Raw genomic sequence first — 13,761 nt, forward strand, 5'->3', positions numbered from 1 at the left:
TTCTAACAATGATGCAATCTTTTTCCGAGTTATAATTTGAGCAATGTTCACTTCGATAAAAATACAATGATGAAAAAATTTCTAATGATGAGTGTGTGCAGCGCACTACTTTTATCTGGATGCAATAAAACATCGCAGCAAGATCAAGCTGTTTCTAAAGAGCAAAAGTCAACTGAACAAAAGCATGTAAGTAAACAAAACAATAGCTGTATCGAAATCAATGCTGCAATACAGAAGATTAATCAGAACAGTAAAATAGAAGACTTAAATCAAATTAATGAGAAGCTGAAAACATGTGTTCCATCTTTAAAGAATGATGAACAGCTTAAGCTTATTAATGCATCAACTACCATGTATCAACGTTTTCTAAAGCAAGACTACACTGACAAAACAGCCAGAGCTTTTGAAGCTTTTGGCTATGCTGTTTTAGAACAAAAACAACGAGACCCTAAAAAAGTCATTCAAAGCCAGAAAAAATTATTCGACCAACTTAGTCCACGTGACCAATACTTACTTCAACATAATGGTGAAGCCTATATTGACCTCCTTTATCAAGGCGAAGGCATGTTTACCTATCGACGTCAGCCAAACTATCTAGTCGATGTTTTTTCTAAAGCCTTAACCGCGGACCAAAAAGAGTTTTTAACTCGTATGGCGAAAGACAATCAAAATATTTTCTATAACGATGGAGCTTTGGCTGTTTCGTGGAAAGAACTTACTGAACGAGCGCTGTTTTGGGAAAAATTTATTCAAAAATATCCAAAAAGCTACTTTATTGGTGATGCAAAACTACTCTTTAACGAATATCGCTATTTTATTTTCTTTGGCCTAGATAACACACCTGTTTCAGATGAATATGCACCAAACACATGGTTTGATAAAGATGCTCTTGAACAAATCCGTTTTCTATCTACACAAAACCAATCGAGTTTAGCAAAACCTGCCCAGCAATTTCTTAAATTTATTGCCACGCCTGTAGAAGAGCGCAATAAGCAATTTAAAATAGATTTAACTGAAAAGAATGGCGATAAAAAATCAAATTATCAGATTACCCATGAACAACTTGAGCAGCTATTAAAATTTGATTCGCCATGGAACACTGAAGTCTATCGTGACTGCCATATAGATGCCGTTTGTATAGATACAAATTGACAATGCCAGCCAACCTAAATCATGTTAGTCTGTAATTCGCTTGACGGAGCGCGAGTAATAGCTCGCTGAGATTGTGTAAATTTCGTGTTATCGCAACACAAGTTTGATCACAAGTACCGTTGAACCTGATCAGGTTAAGACCTGCGTAGGAATCAAGCCATCTAAAAACTAAAGCCTCAAATTTATCTAGTAAAGATAAATCCGCCATCGTTTTTGGTCGTGCTTGATTCGTTGATGTTATTCATAAGGATCATGTAATGAACCAGTTAACGAATCTCTCTTCTGTTGAAATTTCAGCGCAACATGAACAAGATGCAAAAGATTTAACTCGCATCTTACCCGCTTCAAAAAAAGTTTATATTGAAGGCTCTCGCCCTGACATTCAGGTTCCAATGCGGGAAATTTCTCTCACCGACACCCCTACTGGTCTTGGTGGCGAACATAATCCCCCTGTTATGGTCTATGACACTTCAGGTGTTTATACCGACCCAAATGTTCAAATTGATTTAGACAAAGGTTTACCTTCAGTTCGCCAAAACTGGATTGAAGAACGTAACGATACTGACGTACTTTCTGGTTTAACTTCAACGTTTGGTCAAGAACGTTTAAAAGACATCCGTACCGCAGATATTCGCTTTGCCCACATTCAAAACCCACGCCGTGCCAAAGCTGGTAAAAATGTCTCTCAAATGCACTATGCCAAGCAAGGTATTATCACACCTGAAATGGAATATATTGCAATTCGCGAAAATCAGCGCCAGCGTGAAGGTGTTGATACGCGCCAGCATCCGGGACAAAATTTTGGTGCAAAAAATTTAAAAGAAATTACACCTGAATTTGTTCGCCAAGAAGTTGCTGAAGGTCGTGCGATCATTCCTGCCAACATTAACCATCCAGAACTTGAGCCAATGATTATTGGTCGTAACTTCTTGGTTAAAATTAATGCCAACATTGGTAACTCAGCGCTTGGTTCTTCAATTGATGAAGAAGTTGCCAAAATGACATGGGCAACCCGTTGGGGTGCTGACACCATTATGGATTTATCGACAGGTAAAAATATTCATGAAACACGTGAATGGATTATTCGTAACTCACCTGTTCCAATCGGCACCGTACCTATTTATCAAGCGCTTGAAAAAGTGGATGGTGTTGCAGAGGACCTGACTTGGGAAATCTTTAAAGACACGCTTATTGAACAAGCTGAACAAGGCGTTGACTACTTCACGATTCATGCAGGTGTATTACTTCGCTACGTACCACTCACTGCAAACCGTTTGACCGGTATTGTTTCTCGTGGTGGTTCAATCATGGCGCAGTGGTGTTTAGCGCATCATGAAGAAAACTTCTTATATACACATTTCGATGAAATCTGTGAAATCATGAAAGCCTACGATGTTTCGTTCAGTTTAGGCGATGGCCTACGTCCGGGCTGTATCCAAGACGCAAATGACGAAGCACAATTCAGCGAACTTAAAACACTCGGTGAACTCACTCATCGTGCATGGGAACATGATGTTCAAGTCATGATTGAAGGCCCTGGTCACGTACCAATGCACATGATTAAAGAAAACATGGACTTGCAGCTAGAGGTTTGTAAAGAAGCACCATTCTATACGCTTGGGCCTTTAACGACTGATATCGCTCCGGGTTACGACCACATTACCTCTGCAATTGGTGCAGCCATGATTGGTTGGTACGGCACGGCTATGCTTTGCTATGTCACACCAAAAGAGCATTTGGGTCTACCAAACAAGAAAGATGTTAAAGATGGGATTATTACCTACAAGCTTGCAGCTCACGCGGCCGATCTTGCTAAAGGACATCCGGGTGCACAGGTTCGCGATAATGCCTTGTCAAAAGCACGTTTTGAATTCCGTTGGGATGATCAGTTCAACTTAAGTCTGGACCCTGACACAGCTCGTAGTATGCATGATGAAACCTTACCGAAAGAGGCTCACAAATCTGCACACTTTTGCTCAATGTGTGGACCAAAGTTCTGCTCGATGAAAATCACCCAGAATGTTCGCGACTATGCCAACAACCTCACCAATATTAATACAGAGGTTGAAGAAGGCCTCAAAACCATGAAAGAGGTTTATCAAGAACAAGGACAAAAACTGTATCACAAAGTGTAAATATTCAAAAAAAACACTTGCCTAGCCATGATTCTCAGTTAGGATGAAATAAATAGATTTTATCCTGACTGGCTCATGAGCATTGTTGAACATCCAAGCTATATATCTGAAGATGTCGAAATAACATCCCGTGAATATGTATTCCGCGGTTTTATTCAGGTTGAAAAAGTCAGCCTTCGACATCGTCTATTTAACCAGTCTGAATATACCCCTGTAATACAGCGCGAGCTTATTCATCGCCCTGAGGCTGCAGGCGTTCTACTCTACAACGATCAAAAACAACAGTTCGCACTTATTGAACAGTTTCGTGTTGGCGCTTTAGATGACCCTCACTCCCCATGGCAACTGGAAATAATCGCAGGCGTGTTAGACGGTGATGAAACACCCGAGAGTTGTATTCGTCGAGAGAGCCTCGAAGAGTCAGGGTGTGCAGTTCAGGATTTACAACATCTATTTAGCTTTTATCCGTCAGCTGGTGCGTGCTCGGAGTTATTTCATCTCTATGTTAGCGAAACCGATTTACCTGCTGAAGGCGGCGTTTTTGGTGTAGATAATGAAGGTGAAAATATTCAACTGCACTTATTTAATTATAGTGAAATTCAGACTCTACTCGACAGCGGACGTTTAAGAAATGCTCCTGTCATTATGGCGTTACAATGGCTGTCTCAACACATCACAACGATAATAAAATCCGACGAGGTAGGACGGTGACTTTTCAAGTCTCAACACTTTCACAAAAAGACCATGTCATTATACAAATTACCGATACTCACCTATTGGAATATCCGCACTTAGAATTTGTGGGGATGAATCCTGAAGAAAGTTTTCATGCAATTATTCAACAGATCCTGAAAAAACATCCTGAAACTGATGCCATTATCCATACCGGAGATCTGGCTCAAGCACCAACGCCTATTACGTACAAACGTTATATTCAATATATGCAAACGTTAGGTCTGCCATTTTTTCAGACACTGGGTAATCATGATAACGTTGACCATTTTCCATTGCATAAAGAAAACCATCAGGAACCTGTGGTGATTGGCTTAGGAAACTGGCGTGTTATTTTATTAAATAGTGCGGTACAAGGTCAGATTGATGGACATCTGTCACCAGAACAACTACAAAATTTAGCGACATTACTCGAAGAATTTTCAGATAACCCTGTTTTATTGGCTTGTCATCATCATCCTTTTGCAATGAAATCCAAATGGATTGATCATCACAAGTTACAAAATTCTAATGCGTTGCTTACAACATTAGCTCCATTTAAAAATGTAAAAGCTTTAGTCTGCGGGCATGTTCACCAAGACTCACTCAACACTTGGCAAGGGATGGAATTTTTCTCGACCCCATCGACCAGTGTTCAGTTTAAACCGTTTAGTAATGACTTTGCCCTAGACCAAAATGCTCCCGGCTACCGTTACATTCGTCTAAAAAACGATGGTAGTTTTGAAACCGAAGTCTTCCGTCTTGAAAATTTTCAGGGCCTTATAAATACTGATATTTCAGGCTATTAGCTCTATTTTTTATATGCTTATATGCAATTATGACTAGGGTAAACACGTTTTGAAAATATTTACGGGTCGGAATGACTATCATCTTGCAGGAAAAATCTATATGATGACGACCCGATGGTAAAATCCATCGATGGTTTTCTATAAAAACACTTGCATATCACCATATTTTTTGCGTATAGATAATACGTGTATGATGAGGAATGCCCTATTATGGCGAATGACAACCACAACCAAGTTTTGGATGAACATACAGAAGTTGTAGTGGAAGGTGAAAAAGCTTCTGCAAAACGTGCACGTAAAGTGAAACCTAAAACTTCTGATATAGGCACAACTGCAAGTTTATTTGGTATTGCACCTTATCAACCTAAGAAAAATGAAGAGTACATGTCTGAAGGACAGCTCGAGCATTTCCGACAAATTCTGCAAGCATGGAAAGCTGAATTGATGTCTGAAGTTGATCGTACGTTGAATACGATGCAAGACGAATCAACTGCATTGCCAGATGTAAATGACCGTGCTACCCAAGAAGAAGAGTTTGCAATTGAATTGCGTACACGTGACCGTGAACGTAAGTTAATTCGTAAAATCGAACAATCTATGGAAGCCATTAAAAATGAAGACTATGGTTTCTGTGAAACGTGTGGTATCGAAATCGGCTTACGTCGTTTAGAAGCACGTCCAACGGCAACTTTATGTATTGATTGCAAAACTTTGGCAGAAATCAAAGAGAAGCAAAATAACGGTTAATATGACCGAGGTAACTCCTAAAGAGAAACCTAGCTTTGCATATTCAGGTCGGTTTGCGCCATCGCCAACCGGCCCTTTGCATTTTGGATCACTCATTACTGCCGTTGCCAGTTATTGTGATGCAAAAGCCCATCATGGCACATGGCTCGTTCGTGTCGAAGACACAGATATCCCTCGTATTTATCCAGGCAGTGAAGATCATATTCTCACATCACTGGAAGCCTTCCAGTTCGAACCCGATGCAGAAATCATCTTTCAAAAAAACCGTTTAGACATTTATGAAAGCGTATTAGACCAACTTAAAAAAGAGGGTCTTATCTATGCTTGTCAATGTACACGCAAAATGCTGGGTTCAAATGCAATCTACGCCGGAACTTGCCGCAATCTAGGGCTTGATTTTCAAGGACAAGCGATTCGGGTAAAAGTTCAAGATCAACAGATCTGTTTTGATGATCGACTACAAGGAACTCATTGTTCTAATCTGCAACATGACCTTGGAGACTTTGTTCTTAAACGCCGTGACGGGATTATTAACTATCAACTTGCCGTAGTCGTTGATGATTATCTGCAAGGCATCACCCATGTTGTTCGAGGCTCCGACCTATTAGATAACACCGAACGTCAGATCTGGCTGGGTCAACTCCTAGGTTACCCTAAACTGAGCTATATGCACCTTCCCCTCGCCATGAACGATCAAGGGCAAAAGCTTTCTAAGCAAAACCTTGCTCAAGCACTCGATTTGTCAAAAGCTCCTCAATTGCTGCAACAAGCAATACAAGCACTAGGACAACCTAACGTTGATTTAGACCAGCCTAAAGTTATGCTTAAACAAGCAGTAGCGCAGTGGAATGTAGATTTAATTCCACATGTAGAGCAGCTGAGTGGAACATATCTATAAATTAAAAAACCCGATATCAAATCGGGTTTTTTAATACCTAAATACTCAACTAGAAGTTTGATTCTTCCCTTTCTGGGTTAACTTCTTGTGTTGAAGCATCAATCTTTAAGATCAAGCTAATCATCGCAGCACACATCATTAAAGATGTACCACCATAACTAATAAATGGCAGAGTCAAACCTTTAGTCGGCATCAAACCCATATTCATGCCCGCATTTACCAAGATCTGGAGCAAGAAAATAATACTAATGCCGTACGCCAAATAACCTGCGCGAAGGTAATGATGTTTCAATGCACGATGACCAATTTTGATACAACATGCAAGCATCGAGAAAGATAATACAATGACAATCGAAATACCAAAGAAACCAAACTCTTCACCTAACACTGCCAACATAAAGTCAGTATGTGCTTCTGGCAAATAAGATAGCTTTTGTACACTGTGCCCTAAGCCTGTACCAAACCACTCACCACGGCCAAAGGCCATTAACGCATTTGATAACTGGTAACCAACCCCTAATGGGTCTGCCCAAGGGTCAGTAAATGAAATCAAACGCTGGAAACGGTAAGGCTCAAACAAAATTAAAAATACAATACCGGTTACAATCGCACCCAACATAATTAAGAACTGTGTTGGCGGCGCACCAGCTAAAAAGAACACCCCGACCATCATCAATACAATTACGATCGTAGCACCCAAGTCAGGCTCAGCAATAATCAAACCGACCGTGATTGCCATGACCCCACTTAAACGTAATAAGCCTTTCCAATGAGTACGAACCTCTTTGGCACGGCGCACAACGTAGTCTGCGGTAAAGATCGCCATCATGACTTTAGCAACCTCGGTTGGCTGCAAAGTAAAGCCACCGATCTTAATCCAACGTGTAGAACCATTGACTTCTGAACCCACTACTAAAGCAGCAAGCAAAAGAACCATGGTCAACAACCACAACGGGAAAGTATTTTTAAACCACGTATTAAGTGATATCCGATAGGTCAAATAAGCCACCACAGCCGCAGCGACAATCGAAATACCATGACGAATCACATAGTGAAACGGGTTTTCATGCATATATTCAGCATAGGGCATCGAAGCAGATGCGACCATCACTGAACCGATACACAATAATGCAACGACACAGAAAATCAGGACATTACGTGGCGTCACTTCCGCTGGCCATTTAGGCAATATCCGTTCATACCAATGATTGATTTTCTGGATTGTGGTCTGAGCTAAGCCTGCCATACTACATTCCTAATCATGTTTTCTTTAAACCAACGAATTGACGCAGGCAACAAACTGCTGACCACGGTCATTATAACTTTTAAACATATCAAAACTTGCACAGGCTGGTGATAACAACACAACATCTTCAGCTTGTGTTTCACGTTGACACAGCTCTACAGCTTCTTTGAGCGTTGCTGCATGCAAAATTTTGGTTGCGCCCTGAATAGCTTGTTCAATAACTGGAGCATCCTCACCAATCAATACCACAACTTTGGCATATTTTTCGATAGAAGAACGTAATGGAGCAAAATCTTGACCTTTGCCCTGCCCACCCAAAATCAAGGCAACCTTACCCTTTTTAACCTCAATTGCAGCGCCTAAACCATCAATTGCTGCAAGTGTAGCACCAACGTTAGTCCCTTTAGAGTCATTGTAATAACGTACATCATGTACAGTTCTCACATACTCGCAGCGGTGCTCTAATCCTTTAAACTGTTTTAACGTTTCAAGCATAGATTCCATAGGTAAGCCAATAGCTTCACCTAGCGCCAAACAAGCTAAAGCATTGGCTACGTTGTGCATGCCTTGAATATATAAATCCGAGCTTTTAATTAAACGCTGTAGGCCACGCGCAAGCCAAAGCGTGCCATCTCCATCTCTTAAAACACCATATTGATTTAAGTCTGGAGCATTTAGACCAAAGCTTTGCATTGGTGTTGTGTCTGGAACAAGAGGACGACTTAAAGCATCATCACGGTTAAATATGACTTTTTTAACACCTTGGAAAATACGGTGTTTTGCTTGGTGGTAACCCCACATATCGCCATGACGATCTAAGTGGTCTTCACTCATGTTAAGAACCACAGCAACCTCAGCATTCAAATGAGACGTGGTTTCTAATTGAAAACTTGATAACTCAAGTACAAGCAACTCTGGTTGATCTTTTAATAAATCTAGAGCTGGGCGTCCAAGGTTTCCACCAACAGCAACTTTCGTACCGGCATCTTTAGCCATTAAGCCAATTAAAGTCGTTACTGTACTTTTCGCATTAGAACCCGTAATCGCCACAATAGGTACTTCGGTCGCACGGCGTAATAATTGAATATCGCCTACCACTGAAATCCCTTGAGCAATAGCTGCCTGAATTTCTGGTAATTGCGGTGCAAGGCCTGGGCTTAAAATAATTTCTTCTGCTTGTAATAATAATTCTTGGTCAAGTTGACCGAAGCTGGTTTTAACGCCAGCTGGAATCTGGTCATAGCCTGGGGGTGTGGGACGAGAATCCGTTACTGCAACTTGGTAGCCTTGTTCATGCAGGAAATTAACAGCAGAAACGCCTGATATTCCCAAGCCTGCGACAACTTTTAATCCACCACGTTGTATTAACATTTTTGCCCCACAATTTATCAATCGACAGAATGGCAAAAATGTTAGCACTTTGCTGTTTTGAATGCTTTTTCAGTTTGAACTTTATTCATCTTTTTTTGTGTCAGTGCGTAAAAAAGCCATCAATATGATGGCTTTTTAGACGAAACAAGAAATACTAAATTTATTGCCATTTAATCGGCTTAATTTCTTGAACTGTATTCGTAGGTTTATCTTCACTTGAGCAACCACAGCCGCCAGCACAGCCAAAGGTCATTTTTGGCTTAAGCCATTTTGCCAAGGTTGTCCAACCCTGCTTTTCACAAAATGAAGAGAGTGTAGAAAAGACTGAGTTTGCTGTTTTTGGAAATACTTTCTTAAAAACAACAACAGCACTCCAGCTCACTAAAACCGCAATAATCAGATATTGAATCATGTACAACCTCCTTTCTTGCCTTAACCCCAATAGTGGGAAGCAATTTGATAGGTAACAAACGATGCCAAATAAGCCAAGCCGAACAGATATGCAGTCATGACAGCAACATGTTTCCATGAACCTGTTTCACGTCGTACCGTTGCCAATGTGGCCAAACAATGTGGAGCATAAATGAACCACACTAAAAGCGATAATCCTGTTGCCAAGGACCAACCCGAGCCATCTGCACTAATCAGATGTGACAAACCTTGAGCTACAGCATCGTCACTCGTTGCAGACAAAGCATAAACTGTACCTAATGCTGCCACTACGACTTCACGTGCTGCCATTGCTGGAATTAAAGCAATACAGATTTGCCAGTTAAAACCAATTGGAGCAAATAAAGGTTGGATAAGATGTCCGAGCATACCGGCAAAACTATAATCTATAGCCGGCAATGTTGCCCCTTCTGGTGGCTGTGGGAAAGTACACAAAAACCAGAGCAAAATAGAAAGCGCAAAAATGATTCCACCGACACGTTTCAAGAAGATCTTTGCACGATCCAGCAAACCAATTCCCACACTTTTTAAATCAGGGAAACGATAACTCGGTAGCTCTAGCAGTAAAGCATGCTGTGACTTATCTTTTTGCAAAAACTTCATTAAAAATGAAACGCAAAGAGCACTCACAATACCAGCCATGTACAGACCAAATAGCACCAGACCTTGCAAGTTGAAAATACCCCAGATCATTTTCTCTGGAATAAAAGCTGCAATCAGCAAAGCATATACGGGCAAACGTGCCGAACAGGTCATTAATGGTGCAACCATAATGGTCGTAAAGCGATCACGAGGGTCACTAATACTACGCGTTGCCATAATTCCCGGTACTGCACAGGCAAAGCTTGAAAGTAAAGGAATAAAGGCTCGTCCGCTTAAACCAGCTTGAAACATTAATTTATCAAGCAAGAATGCTGCACGTGGTAAATAACCCGATTCTTCTAATACTAAAATAAAGAAGAACAAGATTAGAATTTGTGGCAAGAACACAACTACGCCACCTGCACCAGCAATAATTCCGTCAACAACCAAACTATGCAGTAGGGGCTGTGTAATCACACTTCCTATTACTTCACCCAACCAGCCAAAGAAGCCTTCAATGCCATCCATGAACGGAGCTGCCCAAGCAAAAACTGCCTGAAACACAATAAACATCATGAGGGCAAGGCTAAGTAGGCCTAAAACTGGGTGTAAGAAAATTCGATCTAGAAAATCAGTACGCTTATCTCCCTGATCGACATATTGAACAACATCTTTAAAAATCATATCGATTTTTTGATGATGCGTCCCAGTCAAACCACTCAGTTCGGTCTGTGGCACACTGTATTTTTCTTGATCAAGGGCATGTAATAAATTTTCAATACCCGCATTACGAACAGCAACTGTCTCAACGACTGCTACGCCCAAACGTTGAGACAACTTTTGAGTATTAATTTGGATACCACGACGACGCGCTTCATCCATCATATTCAGTACAAGTAAAATCGGACGGCCAAGCTCAATCATTTCGAGCACTAGTCCTAAATGCAATTTTAAGTTAGTCGCATCGACCACACATAAAAAGGCATCTTGCTGACCTTCTTCGGCAATCTTACCCAAACAAACATCACGGGTAATAACCTCATCAGGACTGGTTGCATTTAGACTATATGTACCCGGTAAATCGAGTACACGCACTGCACGCCCTGAAGGTAACTGAAAATGACCTACTTTACGCTCGACAGTTACGCCCGCATAGTTTGCGACTTTTTGTCGAGTTCCAGTTAAATGGTTAAAAAGAGAGGTTTTACCACAGTTTGGATTTCCCACAAGGGCAATACGTAACGCATCACTCATGCGGGTACTCCTTCTTCTACTTGAATTTCGATTTTGTCCGCTTCTGCTTTACGCAAAGCGAAACGAGTAAAGCCAATTTGGATCAAGATCGGATCACCACCAAAAATACCCTTGGTAATCACTTCCACTCGTGTGCCTGGCACAAAGCCCAGACTTTCCAAACGAATTGCGACCAAATCTTGCTGCTCGGACTCTATTGATATCCGATTCACTTTGCTGATGGTCGCCGCTTGCTTCACTTTTAAAGCTGATAAACGCACCGCATCCGATCCTAAACCTTTTTTTCTAGTATACATATAAATGAGAATAATTACCAAATAAGGTTAAATTTCACTTCCTATTCAGTTTAATCGACAAACCTTAAAGTTTCTTTTACAGTACAGAGGTTTAGAGGATGTAGTGTATGTTAAATAAAAAACCGCGTATTCCAAGCCCTGTTCAAATTCCAGAACATTTAAGCTTTTTACAAGGTTTTCGCGACTATCTCGTTGCACAGACAGTGAGTCCACATACACGTAATGCTTATTTATCTGACCTCATTCAATGCAGCGAACTCCATAAAAAAAATACTCTTCCACAATGGTCAAGTGATGATATTGCTGATGTTCTTATCGAACTGACAAAAGCAGGAAAAAGTCCCCGCTCAATTGCACGGTGTTTATCTGCCCTACGTCAGTTTTACAAATTTTTACGTGAACAGAAGTTACGGAGTGACAATCCCGTTGCGACCCACCACTCTCCTAAAATTGGACGAGCATTACCCAAAGATCTATCTGAAGAAGATGTCGAATCCCTGATTCAAGCACCAGATATCAATACAGCACTTGGCTTACGTGACCGAGCAATGTTTGAAGTGCTTTATGCATGTGGTTTGCGTGTTTCAGAATTACTTAACTTGCGTCTGGAACTTATTAATTTAAAACAAGGCTATTTACGTGTTACAGGTAAAGGCAATAAAGAGCGTTTGGTGCCGTTAGGACAATTTGCCTGTGAGTGGGTAGAACGCTATTTGAATAATGCTCGGCCTCAACTCTATAAAAGTTCGACTGACTATCTCTTTTTAACCCAACATGGCGGGATTATGAGTCGACAAAACTTTTGGTATGCCATTAAACGCTATGCGCTACAAGCCAATATTCAAGCTGAACTCTCACCTCATACCTTGCGCCATGCATTCGCAACGCATCTGCTCAATCACGGCGCAGACTTACGCGTCGTGCAAATGTTACTGGGTCATAGCGATTTATCTACAACTCAAATCTATACACATGTTGCGCAAGTCAGAATGCAACAACTACATGAAAAACATCACCCTAGAGGATGATAAAGCTTTCAAGCTCCACGCAAGTATTTCAGATCAATCGTTTGATTTCGTTCACAAAGGTTAAGAAAGTTTTAACAATACACGTTAGATTTTTTGGTATGCTTAGCAGCTTCTGACTATAAATACTGATGAAATAAGGGTTATCTATGTCTTTTACCCGCTCTCAAATTTTTCTTGCCTGTACTCTGGCATCTAGCCTTTTGTTCAGTGCTTGTTCTAAAGAAAACAAACCACAAAAAGAAGATGCGCTCACAGCGACTGCACCTGCTACAGGGGAAGCTTCAACCATTATCGAGCGTAATGCCAAGCAGCGTTTGATCGAAACTTTGCAAAAACAATTTAAGAATGCAAATATCAGCGCCAAAATTTTAGATATCAAGCCGACTGAAGTTCCTAATTTATATTGGGTAAATCTAGAAGGGATGACATCAGTTTATACAACAAGTGATGGTAAATATTTAATTCAAGGTGATGTTATCCGCTTAGGAGGCAAAGAGCTTCATAATATTGGTGACTCACTTCAAGCATCAGAAAATAAAAAGCATCTTGCCGCTTTAAAAAATGAAGATCTTATTGTCTACCCTGCAAAAGGTAAGGCTAAGCACGTGATCTATGTGTTTACCGATGCAAGCTGTCCTTATTGCCATAAGCTACATGAGCACATACCCGAAATTAATGAAAAGGGTATTGAGATACGCTATATCGCTTGGCCACGCGGCGAACAATTTATGCCGACCATGGAAGCTGTATGGTGTAGTGCAGATCGTAAAGCTGCCTTTAATCAAGCAGTACAAGGTATCAACATTCCACCAGCTCAATGTAAAAACCCTGTTCGAGAGCAATATCAACTTGGCTTGAATATGGGTGTAAATGGTACACCTGCTATTTACAATGCTGATGGCGAGTACTTGGGTGGATATCTAACACCAGATGAATTAATTAAACGTCTGGATAAATAATCCACTTAAAGTTGATGAATGATTAATCATCTGTCTCTTAAGAAAAGCGCTGCTCTTATTGCAGCGCTTTGTTTTTTCACTAATTAATACTTTATCCACCTGTGTTTAAAGACTGATCTACTC

13 protein-coding genes and 1 riboswitch are annotated in these 13,761 nt (G+C 40.7%); of the genes, 8 read left to right on the forward strand and 5 right to left on the reverse strand.

Annotation, left to right across the window (positions count from 1 at the left end; genetic code table 11):
- The first annotated feature begins 66 nt into the window (after nucleotides 1-66).
- The 6 genes from MKL38_RS09825 to gluQRS all read left to right on the forward strand — a co-directional run bounded on the left by MKL38_RS09825 (nucleotide 67) and on the right by gluQRS (nucleotide 6,452).
- The gene (locus MKL38_RS09825; RefSeq protein WP_270903161.1) at nucleotides 67-1,152 is read left to right on the forward strand and encodes a hypothetical protein; all 1,086 of its coding nucleotides are present in this window, start codon (nucleotides 67-69) and stop codon (nucleotides 1,150-1,152) included.
- Between the two features lie 34 nt (nucleotides 1,153-1,186).
- A riboswitch (TPP riboswitch) is annotated at nucleotides 1,187-1,321 on the forward strand.
- Nucleotides 1,322-1,409: 88 nt separating this feature from the next.
- Complete coding sequence (gene thiC / locus MKL38_RS09830; RefSeq protein ID WP_003654459.1) at nucleotides 1,410-3,287, forward strand: phosphomethylpyrimidine synthase ThiC; 1,878 nt, start codon at nucleotides 1,410-1,412, stop codon at nucleotides 3,285-3,287.
- Nucleotides 3,288-3,362: 75 nt separating this feature from the next.
- The gene (locus MKL38_RS09835; RefSeq protein WP_045437255.1) at nucleotides 3,363-3,998 is read left to right on the forward strand and encodes an NUDIX domain-containing protein; all 636 of its coding nucleotides are present in this window, start codon (nucleotides 3,363-3,365) and stop codon (nucleotides 3,996-3,998) included.
- Nucleotides 3,995-4,807: a 3',5'-cyclic-AMP phosphodiesterase gene (gene cpdA / locus MKL38_RS09840; RefSeq protein WP_270903162.1), complete on the forward strand. Its 813-nt coding sequence runs from the start codon at nucleotides 3,995-3,997 to the stop codon at nucleotides 4,805-4,807. The genes MKL38_RS09835 and cpdA overlap by 4 nt, the downstream gene beginning before the upstream one ends.
- Before the next feature lie 210 nt (nucleotides 4,808-5,017).
- Nucleotides 5,018-5,554, forward strand: coding sequence for an RNA polymerase-binding protein DksA (dksA, locus tag MKL38_RS09845; protein WP_004640678.1), 537 nt, complete (start codon nucleotides 5,018-5,020; stop codon nucleotides 5,552-5,554).
- 1 nt (nucleotide 5,555) lies between these two features.
- The gene (gluQRS, locus tag MKL38_RS09850; protein ID WP_270903163.1) at nucleotides 5,556-6,452 is read left to right on the forward strand and encodes a tRNA glutamyl-Q(34) synthetase GluQRS; all 897 of its coding nucleotides are present in this window, start codon (nucleotides 5,556-5,558) and stop codon (nucleotides 6,450-6,452) included.
- A gap of 49 nt (nucleotides 6,453-6,501) precedes the next feature.
- Here gluQRS and ftsW read toward each other — a convergent pair whose 3' ends face one another.
- The 5 genes from ftsW to MKL38_RS09875 all read right to left on the reverse strand — a co-directional run bounded on the left by ftsW (nucleotide 6,502) and on the right by MKL38_RS09875 (nucleotide 11,615).
- Complete coding sequence (gene ftsW, locus MKL38_RS09855) at nucleotides 6,502-7,698, reverse strand: putative lipid II flippase FtsW (protein WP_005037312.1); 1,197 nt, start codon at nucleotides 7,696-7,698, stop codon at nucleotides 6,502-6,504.
- 24 nt (nucleotides 7,699-7,722) lie between these two features.
- A complete protein-coding gene (gene murD / locus MKL38_RS09860; RefSeq protein ID WP_270903164.1) occupies nucleotides 7,723-9,069 on the reverse strand; it encodes a UDP-N-acetylmuramoyl-L-alanine--D-glutamate ligase in 1,347 nt (448 codons plus the stop codon).
- A gap of 160 nt (nucleotides 9,070-9,229) precedes the next feature.
- Nucleotides 9,230-9,481, reverse strand: coding sequence for a DUF6587 family protein (locus MKL38_RS09865; RefSeq protein ID WP_003654445.1), 252 nt, complete (start codon nucleotides 9,479-9,481; stop codon nucleotides 9,230-9,232).
- A 20-nt stretch (nucleotides 9,482-9,501) separates the two neighbouring features.
- Nucleotides 9,502-11,355: a ferrous iron transporter B gene (feoB, locus tag MKL38_RS09870; RefSeq protein WP_209831418.1), complete on the reverse strand. Its 1,854-nt coding sequence runs from the start codon at nucleotides 11,353-11,355 to the stop codon at nucleotides 9,502-9,504.
- Nucleotides 11,352-11,615, reverse strand: a complete 264-nt coding sequence (locus tag MKL38_RS09875; RefSeq protein ID WP_270903165.1) for a FeoA family protein — start codon at nucleotides 11,613-11,615, stop codon at nucleotides 11,352-11,354. The genes feoB and MKL38_RS09875 overlap by 4 nt, the downstream gene beginning before the upstream one ends.
- A 143-nt stretch (nucleotides 11,616-11,758) precedes the next feature.
- Between MKL38_RS09875 and xerD the strand changes: the two genes are divergently transcribed.
- Nucleotides 11,759-12,679 carry a site-specific tyrosine recombinase XerD gene (gene xerD, locus MKL38_RS09880; protein WP_005037320.1) on the forward strand — a complete coding sequence of 307 codons (921 nt, stop codon included), beginning with the start codon at nucleotides 11,759-11,761 and terminating at the stop codon, nucleotides 12,677-12,679.
- 146 nt (nucleotides 12,680-12,825) lie between these two features.
- Nucleotides 12,826-13,638 (forward strand): DsbC family protein, encoded by an 813-nt coding sequence (locus MKL38_RS09885; RefSeq protein ID WP_004640665.1) that lies wholly within the window; start codon nucleotides 12,826-12,828, stop codon nucleotides 13,636-13,638.
- Nucleotides 13,639-13,761 lie beyond the last annotated feature (123 nt).

Origin of the sequence: Acinetobacter sp. AOR14_HL (assembly GCF_027855175.1) — a bacterium.
Lineage (GTDB): Bacteria > Pseudomonadota > Gammaproteobacteria > Pseudomonadales > Moraxellaceae > Acinetobacter > Acinetobacter calcoaceticus.

Excerpts from the sequence above, each read along its gene's own strand:
- MKL38_RS09825 (WP_270903161.1), top strand. The coding sequence starts at position 67 with ATGATGAAAAAATTTCTAATGATGAGTGTGTGCAGCGCACTACTTTTA.
- thiC (WP_003654459.1), top strand. The coding sequence starts at position 1,410 with ATGAACCAGTTAACGAATCTCTCTTCTGTTGAAATTTCAGCGCAACAT.
- MKL38_RS09835 (WP_045437255.1), top strand. The coding sequence starts at position 3,363 with ATGAGCATTGTTGAACATCCAAGCTATATATCTGAAGATGTCGAAATA.
- dksA (WP_004640678.1), top strand. The coding sequence starts at position 5,018 with ATGGCGAATGACAACCACAACCAAGTTTTGGATGAACATACAGAAGTT.
- gluQRS (WP_270903163.1), top strand. The coding sequence starts at position 5,556 with ATGACCGAGGTAACTCCTAAAGAGAAACCTAGCTTTGCATATTCAGGT.
- ftsW (WP_005037312.1), bottom strand. The coding sequence starts at position 7,698 with ATGGCAGGCTTAGCTCAGACCACAATCCAGAAAATCAATCATTGGTAT.
- murD (WP_270903164.1), bottom strand. The coding sequence starts at position 9,069 with ATGTTAATACAACGTGGTGGATTAAAAGTTGTCGCAGGCTTGGGAATA.
- MKL38_RS09865 (WP_003654445.1), bottom strand. The coding sequence starts at position 9,481 with ATGATTCAATATCTGATTATTGCGGTTTTAGTGAGCTGGAGTGCTGTT.
- feoB (WP_209831418.1), bottom strand. The coding sequence starts at position 11,355 with ATGAGTGATGCGTTACGTATTGCCCTTGTGGGAAATCCAAACTGTGGT.
- xerD (WP_005037320.1), top strand. The coding sequence starts at position 11,759 with ATGTTAAATAAAAAACCGCGTATTCCAAGCCCTGTTCAAATTCCAGAA.
- MKL38_RS09885 (WP_004640665.1), top strand. The coding sequence starts at position 12,826 with ATGTCTTTTACCCGCTCTCAAATTTTTCTTGCCTGTACTCTGGCATCT.